Raw genomic sequence first — 6,726 nt, 5'->3', positions numbered from 1 at the left:
GCTCGGCGACCCGCGGCTCACCGAACGGCCGGGGCCCGCGCTGCCCGGCTGGGTGGCGGTGCTCGCCGCCCTGGCCGGTGCCGCGGCCGGCGGGGCCGTCCTCTGGTGGGTCGGCGCCCTGCCCGCCGCCGCGCTCGCCCGGTTCGGGATCGGCCCGCGCCCGTACGACGGACTCGGACCGGGCGCCTGGGCGGCGCTCACCGCGCTCCTCTCGGCGGTGCTCTTCGCACTCGGCGGGCTGAGCCGCGGACGGGTCGGCCACGCCTGGGTGCTGACGCTCTTCGGCGAGTACCGGGGCAGCGTGCGGCGCACCGGGCTGATGTGGATCAGCCCGCTGCTGCTGCGCCGCCGGGTCGACGTGCGCCTGCGGCACTGGCGCAGCGAACCGCTGCCCGCCGTGGACGCCAACGGCACGGCGCTGCGCGTCGTCGTCCTCGTGGTGTGGCGGATCAAGGACACCGTCCGGGCGGTGCTCGGGGTCGCCGACCACGAGGCGTACCTGCGCGAGCAGGTCGAGGCGGCGATGGCCCGGGTCCTCTCGCAGCTGCCCGCCGACGCCTTCCACGAGGACGCGCACACCCTGCGCAACGCGGAGGCGGTCGGCGACGCGCTGACCCGGTTGCTGAAGGCGGACTGCGAACCCGTCGGCATCGAGGTGTACTCGGCGCAGCCGACCGGGATCGAGTACGCGCCGGAGGTCGCCGCGGCCATGCAGCGACGGCGAATTGCCGCCATCGACGCCAAGCACCGCGACAGCGTGCTCACTTCGGTCGTCGACGCCGTCGACGACACGGTCAACCGGCTGACCGCGCGGGGGATCGTGGAGCTGGACGACTACGAACGGAAGTCCCTGGTCAAGGACTTGACGGTGGCCTTCTACACCGGACGCAGCGGTGGGGAGGGGGCCTGAGGGGACCGGGGGTCCCCTGGGGCGGTCAAGCGGAATCGGACTCTCATTGGTCTGGACATGTTCATATCCCGTCAATAATCTAAGTCTTGGTCTAGACCGCAGAACACGCGTGCAGCAGGGCTCATGGAACTTCCCCCACGTTCTCGAGGAGCGACAGCAATGCGTAAAAGGGCTAGTGCGGCCGTGATCGGTCTGGTGGTGGCGGGCGCCTCGATGCTCGCCACGAGCAGTGCCGGAAGCCACGGCTACACCGACAACCCCATCAGCCGTCAGAAGCTCTGTGCCAACGGCACGGTGACCGGCTGCGGCAACATCCAGTGGGAACCGCAGAGCGTCGAGGGGCCCAAGGGCTTCCCGGCGGCGGGCCCGGCCGACGGCCGGATCTGCTCCGGCGGCCACGGCGAGTTCGCCCAGCTCGACGACCCGCGCGGCGGCAACTGGCCCGCCACGAAGGTGACGGCCGGTCAGGGCTTCAGCTTCCGCTGGCAGTTCACCGCGCGCCACGCCACGAGCGACTTCCGCTACTACATCACCAAGGACGGCTGGGACCCCACCAAGCCGCTCACCAGGGCGGACCTGGAGTCGCAGCCCTTCATGACGGTGCCGTACGGCGGCAAGCAGCCGCCCGCGACCCTGACCCAGCAGGGCACCATCCCCACCCAGAAGTCCGGGAAGCACATCATCCTGAGCGTCTGGAACGTCGCCGACACGGCGAACGCGTTCTACGCGTGCTCCGACGTCCAGTTCTGACCCCGGCGCCCCGTCCCGAACGGTGACCGCCGCACGACGGACGTCACGCCGAAGCGGCCGGTGCGGACCCGAACCACGGGTCCGCACCGGCCGCACTCCGCGAGCGGCCGTCAGGCCGCCGCGAGAGGCTCGGTACGCTCCGTCGTCGCGGTGCCCCGGCGCAGCAGGACCGCCGCCAGCACCGCGCCCGCCAGCAGCAGCGCCGCCCCCACCACCGAGGCGTACTGCATGCTGTGCACGAAGGCGTCCCTGCCGATCGAGACGAGCGAGCCGTCGCCGGTGGCCACCGCGCCCGCCAGCGTCTTGCGGGCGTTCTCCGGTGCGGAGGCGGGCATGTCGGCGGTGTAGACGGCGGTGGCCAGCGCGCCCAGCAGGGCCATTCCCGTCGCGCCGCCGAACTCCTGGCCGGTCTCCAGCAGCGAGGCCGCCGAACTCGCCTTCCGGGACGGGGCGGTGGACAGCGCCAGGTCCGAGACGAGCGCCATCACGGTCACGATGCCGCAGCTCATCACGGAGCAGCCGACGAGCAGCAGCCACAACGAGTCCGTACCGGTCAGGGCGAGGACGGCGAAACCGGCGGCGGCGATGACGAACCCGGCGCAGACGACCCGCCCGCGGTCGGTCCGCTGGGCGATCGCCGTGGCGGCCGGGGCCGCGGCGCCCACCGCCAGGGACGGGGCCAGGCTCCACAGCGCGGCCTCCAGCGTGCCCATGCCGAGCACCGACTGCAGGTACTGCGTGGTGAAGAACGAGGAACCCATCATCGCGAAGGCGGCCAGCGCGTTGAGCCCGATCCCGGCCGCGAAGCGGCCGTCCCGGAAGAGCTCCCGGCCGATCATCGCGTCGCCGCGGGTGCGCTGACGGCGGACGAAGACCCAGCCGACGAGCAGCCCGACGGCGACGAACAGGGTGCTCTTCGGATCGATCCCGTGGGCGGCGGTCTCCTTGATCCCGTGGACGACGGGCAGCACGGCCCCCATCGACAGCGGCACGCTCAGGAGGTCGAACCGGCCCGGGGCGGGGTCCTTGTGCTCCGGCACCAGCAGCGGCACCAGGATCAGCAGCAGCACCATCGCGGGCACGTTGATCAGGAACACCGAGCCCCACCAGAAGTGCTGGAGCATGACCCCGCTGAGCACCGAGCCGAGCGCGACCCCGCCGGCCATGGCCCCCGACCAGATCCCGATGGCCCGGCCGCGCTGCCGTTCGTCGCGGAACATGCTCCGCACGAGCCCCATGGTCGACGGCATCAGCGTCGCCCCGCCGATCCCGAGCAGGGCGCGGGCCGCGATCAGCATCCCGGGGCTGGTGGCGTACGCCGCGGTCACGGACGCGGCGCCGAACGCGACCGCGCCGAGCAGCAGCAGCCTGCGACGGCCGATCCGGTCGCCGAGCGAGCCCATTGTGATGAGCAGCCCGGACAGGGCGAAGGCGTACCCGTCGAAGATCCACAGCTGCTGGGTGGCGCTGGGGGCGAGGTCCCGGTCGATGGCCGGGATCGCGAAGAAGAGGACGGAGATGTCCATCGAGACGAGGAGGAGGGGCAGCAGGAGGACCACGAAGGCGGTCCATTCCCGGCGGCCGGCGAGGAGGCCGCGATCGGCGGTGGTGCTCGTGGCGTTCGTCATGCCGAGAAATGTACGAGCGTTTAAAACGCTTGTCTAGTACGGCTGTGTAAAACGATTGTATGGATCGATGGGCAGCAAAAAGCGCACCGGGCGGTCCACGTGTGTACGTGAACCGCCCGGTGCGTTGTCGTGCGCCGCCAGGGACTCGAACCCCGGACCCGCTGATTAAGAGTCAGCTGCTCTAACCAACTGAGCTAGCGGCGCCTGCTGACTCGAAAATAATACCTGCTCCGGAGGGGTGTCGATGACACCGGCCGCAAACCGGGGCGATGGGTGATGAAACGGTACGGATCAGAGTGCCATCGACAGCATCACCGGCGCCGCCCGCCGGTTCAGCGTGTGTGCCGCCGCGCGCAGCCGGTGCGCGTCCTGGACCGGGAGGGACAGCGCCAGACAGCCCGCCGACGCCCCGGCCGTCAGCGGCACCGCGGCGCACACCGTGCCGATCGCGTACTCCTGGAGGTCGAGTACCGGAACCGTCGCCGGCTGGCTGTCCAGCTTGGAGAACAGGACCTTCTCGTTGGTGATCGTCCGCGAGGTGAGCCGGGGCGTCCGGTGGCGGGAGATGTGGTCGCGGCGGCCGTCCTGGTCGAGCTGTGCGAGCAGGCACTTGCCGACCGCCGAGGCGTGCGCGGCGGACCGGAAGTCCACCCACTCGTTGACCGCGGGGGTGAGCGGGCCGTCGGCGTACTGCGTGACCCGGATCTCGCCGTCGACGTACCGGCTGATGTAGACCGCCGCGCCGACCGAGTCGCGCAGCTGCATCAGCGTCCGCTGGAGCCTGGCCTCCAGGGCCTGCCGACGGGCCTGGCCGGAGCCGAGGCGCAGCAGCGAGGAGCCGATGACGTACGCGCCGTCGGCGATCTGCTCGACGTAGCCCTCGCGGCGCAGGGTCAGCAGCAGGGAGGAGAGGTGTTCGGCTGGCAGTCCCGTATCGCGCGAGATCCGGGCGGCCGGTACGCCGTCGTCGTGGGCGGAGATCGTTTCGAGGACGCGGAAGGCGTACTGCACCGAATGGAACGGGGTGGTCGGTTCGGGCATCAGCGCCACGGTTTCCCCCAGCAGGTTGTGACCGCAAGCTCTGTCCACACGATAGCCGTCAAGAGCCCTTTTCGGGGCGGCTGTCGGCGACCCGACGGGAGCGCCCCGGCTCGATGAGCTGGGGCGCATTCGCCCGGCATATGCCAGAGTCATTGGCGTCCAACAAGTGGCGAGGTCACAGCACCGCGTCGAGGAACTCGCGCGTGCGTTCGTGCTCCGGGTCGGAGAAGATTTTTTCCGGTGGACCGGATTCGATCACCCGTCCGGAATCAAACATCAGCACCGTCTTCGACACGTCCCGGGCGAAGTTCATCTCGTGGGTCACGCAGAGCATCGTGATGTCGGTGTTCCTGGCGATGTCGCCCAGCAGCTCCAGCACCCCGGCCACCAGCTCCGGGTCGAGCGCCGACGTCACCTCGTCCAGCAGCAGGATCTCCGGCCGCATCGCCAGGGCGCGCGCGATCGCCACCCGCTGCTGCTGGCCGCCGGAGAGCTGGGAGGGGTGCGCGTCGACCTTCCCCGACAGCCCCACCAGGTCCAGCAGCTCCCGGGCCCGGCCCTCCGCCTCGTCGCGGTCCATGCCCAGCACGCTGACCGGGGCCTCGGTGATGTTCTGCAGCACCTTCATGTTGGGGAAGAGGTTGAACTGCTGGAAGACCATGCCGATCTTCTTCCGGGCCTCGCGCAGATGCTTCTCGGGTGCCGGTCTCAGCGTCCCGCCGGGCGTCTTGACGTGGGACAGCGGGGAGCCGTCCACCCAGATCACGCCGTCGCTGACCTTCTCCAGCGTCATCAGCAGCCGCAGGATGGTGGTCTTGCCCGAACCGCTGGGGCCGATCAGGGTGACGTGCTCGCCGCGCTCCACCGAGAAGTTCAGCCGGTCGAGGACGGTGTGGTCGCCGTACCGCTTCACGACGTCGTCGAAACGGACCAGCGGACTGCCGGTGGAGGGCCCGGCGGCCGGCTCGGCGTCCCCGGGGGCCGCCGTCCTGCGCAGGGGGAGGGGTTCAGTGGCCAAGACGCTTCTCCAGCTTTCTCATCAGCAGCGATGTGGGGTAGCTCGCGACCAGGAAGGCCAGGCCGGCGAGCGTGAACGCCTCGGTGTACGCGAAGTGGTCGGCGCCGTACTTGCGGGCCTCGAAGACCATTTCCTGCACCGTGATCACGGCGAGGAACGGGGTCTCCTTGAACATCGAGATCGCGTAGTTGCCGAGGGCGGGCAGCACGTTGCGCACCGCCTGCGGAAGGATCACGGCCTGCCAGGTCCGCCGGGGGCCGAGCGACAGCGCCCGGCACGCCTCCCACTGGCCCCTGGGCACGCTGTCGATCCCGGCGCGGTACACCTCCGAGGTGTACGCGGCGTAGTGCACACCCAGCACCGCGATGCCGACCGTCAGCGGCTCCACCGAGGTGAACAGGGCCGCCGCGCCGACCAGTTGGACGAGCAGCGGGGTGGACCTGACGAACTCCGTCACGGCCCGCACCGGCACCGTCACGAACCTGCTCGGGGCCCGGCCCGCGACCGCGACGGCCAGCCCGAGGACCGCGGCGACGAGCGTGCCGAGCACCGTGGCGAGCAGGGTGACCCGGAAGCCCTCGATCAGCAGCGGCAGGGCGTCCCGGGCCGCGTTCCAGTCGAAACCGTTCACCGGACACCCCCCGGGACGGAGGCGACGGCCTCGGTGGCGCTGCGGCTGCGCAGCAGCGAACCCGCCCCGGTGGGCAGCCCGAGCCGCCGCTTGGCGCGCCGCTCCAGCAGGTTCATCAGCAGGGTCAGGGCGTACGCCAGCACGAAGTAGACGGCCAGCAGGGTCATGTACGCGGTGAGCGTCTCACCGGTGCGGTCGCGCAGCTGCTGGACCACGGTCATCAGGTCGGCCGCGGAGATCAGCCACAGCAGCGGGGTGCACTTCAGCAGCTGGATCAGCAGATTGGTGAACGACGGGATCATCTGCACCCAGGCCTGCGGAAGGATCACCTTCCGCATCCGGTGCAGCGGCGACATGTTCAGCGCGACGGCCGCCTCGTACTGGCCGCGCGGCACGGAACCGATCGCCCCGCGCACCACCTCGGCGCCGTACGCGCCGTAGTTGAGGCCGAAGGCGACGACGCCGCAGAGCAGCGGCTCCAGCTCGTACCCCGTCAGCGTCGGCATCGCGTAGTAGAGCCAGAACAGCTGGATGTAGAGCGAGGTGCCGCGGAAGAACTCCACGACCACGCGGGACACGCCGCGCAGCACCGGCAGCCGGCTGATCGACATCAGACCGAGGGCGAACGACAGCAGGAGCGCGGCCAGCGCGCCGAGCACGGTGGCTTCGAGGGTCACCCACAACCCCGAGCGCACCTGTGGGAGTTCGTCGAGGAAGGCGGAGAGGAAATCATTCATGCGGCGCGGCC

Annotated in this window: 7 protein-coding genes and 1 tRNA gene; 2 read left to right on the top strand and 6 right to left on the bottom strand. The window is 70.6% G+C overall.

Annotated features, from left to right (window positions below):
* Positions 1-910: SPFH domain-containing protein (locus ABZZ04_RS20825; protein WP_356933682.1), on the top strand; the 910-nt coding region annotated here is incomplete at its 5' end.
* Between the two features lie 159 nt (positions 911-1,069).
* On the top strand, positions 1,070-1,660 hold the full coding sequence (locus ABZZ04_RS20820) for a lytic polysaccharide monooxygenase auxiliary activity family 9 protein (RefSeq protein WP_356933681.1): 591 nt from the start codon (positions 1,070-1,072) through the stop codon (positions 1,658-1,660).
* Between the two features lie 110 nt (positions 1,661-1,770).
* Here the strand turns inward: ABZZ04_RS20820 and ABZZ04_RS20815 are convergent, their stop codons facing one another.
* The 6 genes from ABZZ04_RS20815 to ehuC form a co-directional block, all read right to left on the bottom strand.
* On the bottom strand, positions 1,771-3,288 hold the full coding sequence (locus ABZZ04_RS20815) for an MFS transporter (RefSeq protein WP_356933680.1): 1,518 nt from the start codon (positions 3,286-3,288) through the stop codon (positions 1,771-1,773).
* Between the two features lie 130 nt (positions 3,289-3,418).
* Positions 3,419-3,492: transfer RNA gene (locus ABZZ04_RS20810), tRNA-Lys, on the bottom strand.
* Between the two features lie 87 nt (positions 3,493-3,579).
* Complete coding sequence (locus tag ABZZ04_RS20805) at positions 3,580-4,338, bottom strand: IclR family transcriptional regulator C-terminal domain-containing protein (protein ID WP_356933693.1); 759 nt, start codon at positions 4,336-4,338, stop codon at positions 3,580-3,582.
* A 166-nt stretch (positions 4,339-4,504) separates the two neighbouring features.
* Complete coding sequence (gene ehuA, locus ABZZ04_RS20800) at positions 4,505-5,347, bottom strand: ectoine/hydroxyectoine ABC transporter ATP-binding protein EhuA (protein ID WP_356933679.1); 843 nt, start codon at positions 5,345-5,347, stop codon at positions 4,505-4,507.
* Positions 5,337-5,978 (bottom strand): ectoine/hydroxyectoine ABC transporter permease subunit EhuD, encoded by a 642-nt coding sequence (ehuD, locus tag ABZZ04_RS20795; RefSeq protein ID WP_356933678.1) that lies wholly within the window; start codon positions 5,976-5,978, stop codon positions 5,337-5,339. The genes ehuA and ehuD overlap by 11 nt, the downstream gene beginning before the upstream one ends.
* Complete coding sequence (gene ehuC / locus ABZZ04_RS20790) at positions 5,975-6,715, bottom strand: ectoine/hydroxyectoine ABC transporter permease subunit EhuC (RefSeq protein WP_356933677.1); 741 nt, start codon at positions 6,713-6,715, stop codon at positions 5,975-5,977. The genes ehuD and ehuC overlap by 4 nt, the downstream gene beginning before the upstream one ends.
* Positions 6,716-6,726: the final 11 nt, after the last annotated feature.

This window comes from Streptomyces sp. NPDC006435 (assembly GCF_040612315.1).
In the GTDB taxonomy this organism is placed as follows: domain Bacteria; phylum Actinomycetota; class Actinomycetes; order Streptomycetales; family Streptomycetaceae; genus Streptomyces.
Note: the sequence above shows the minus strand (reverse complement) of the source record. Positions and strands in the feature narration are given on the sequence as shown.

Coding starts and splice junctions, on each gene's coding strand:
- ABZZ04_RS20820 (WP_356933681.1), top strand. CDS start 1,070: ATGCGTAAAAGGGCTAGTGCGGCCGTGATCGGTCTGGTGGTGGCGGGC.
- ABZZ04_RS20815 (WP_356933680.1), bottom strand. CDS start 3,288: ATGACGAACGCCACGAGCACCACCGCCGATCGCGGCCTCCTCGCCGGC.
- ehuC (WP_356933677.1), bottom strand. CDS start 6,715: ATGAATGATTTCCTCTCCGCCTTCCTCGACGAACTCCCACAGGTGCGC.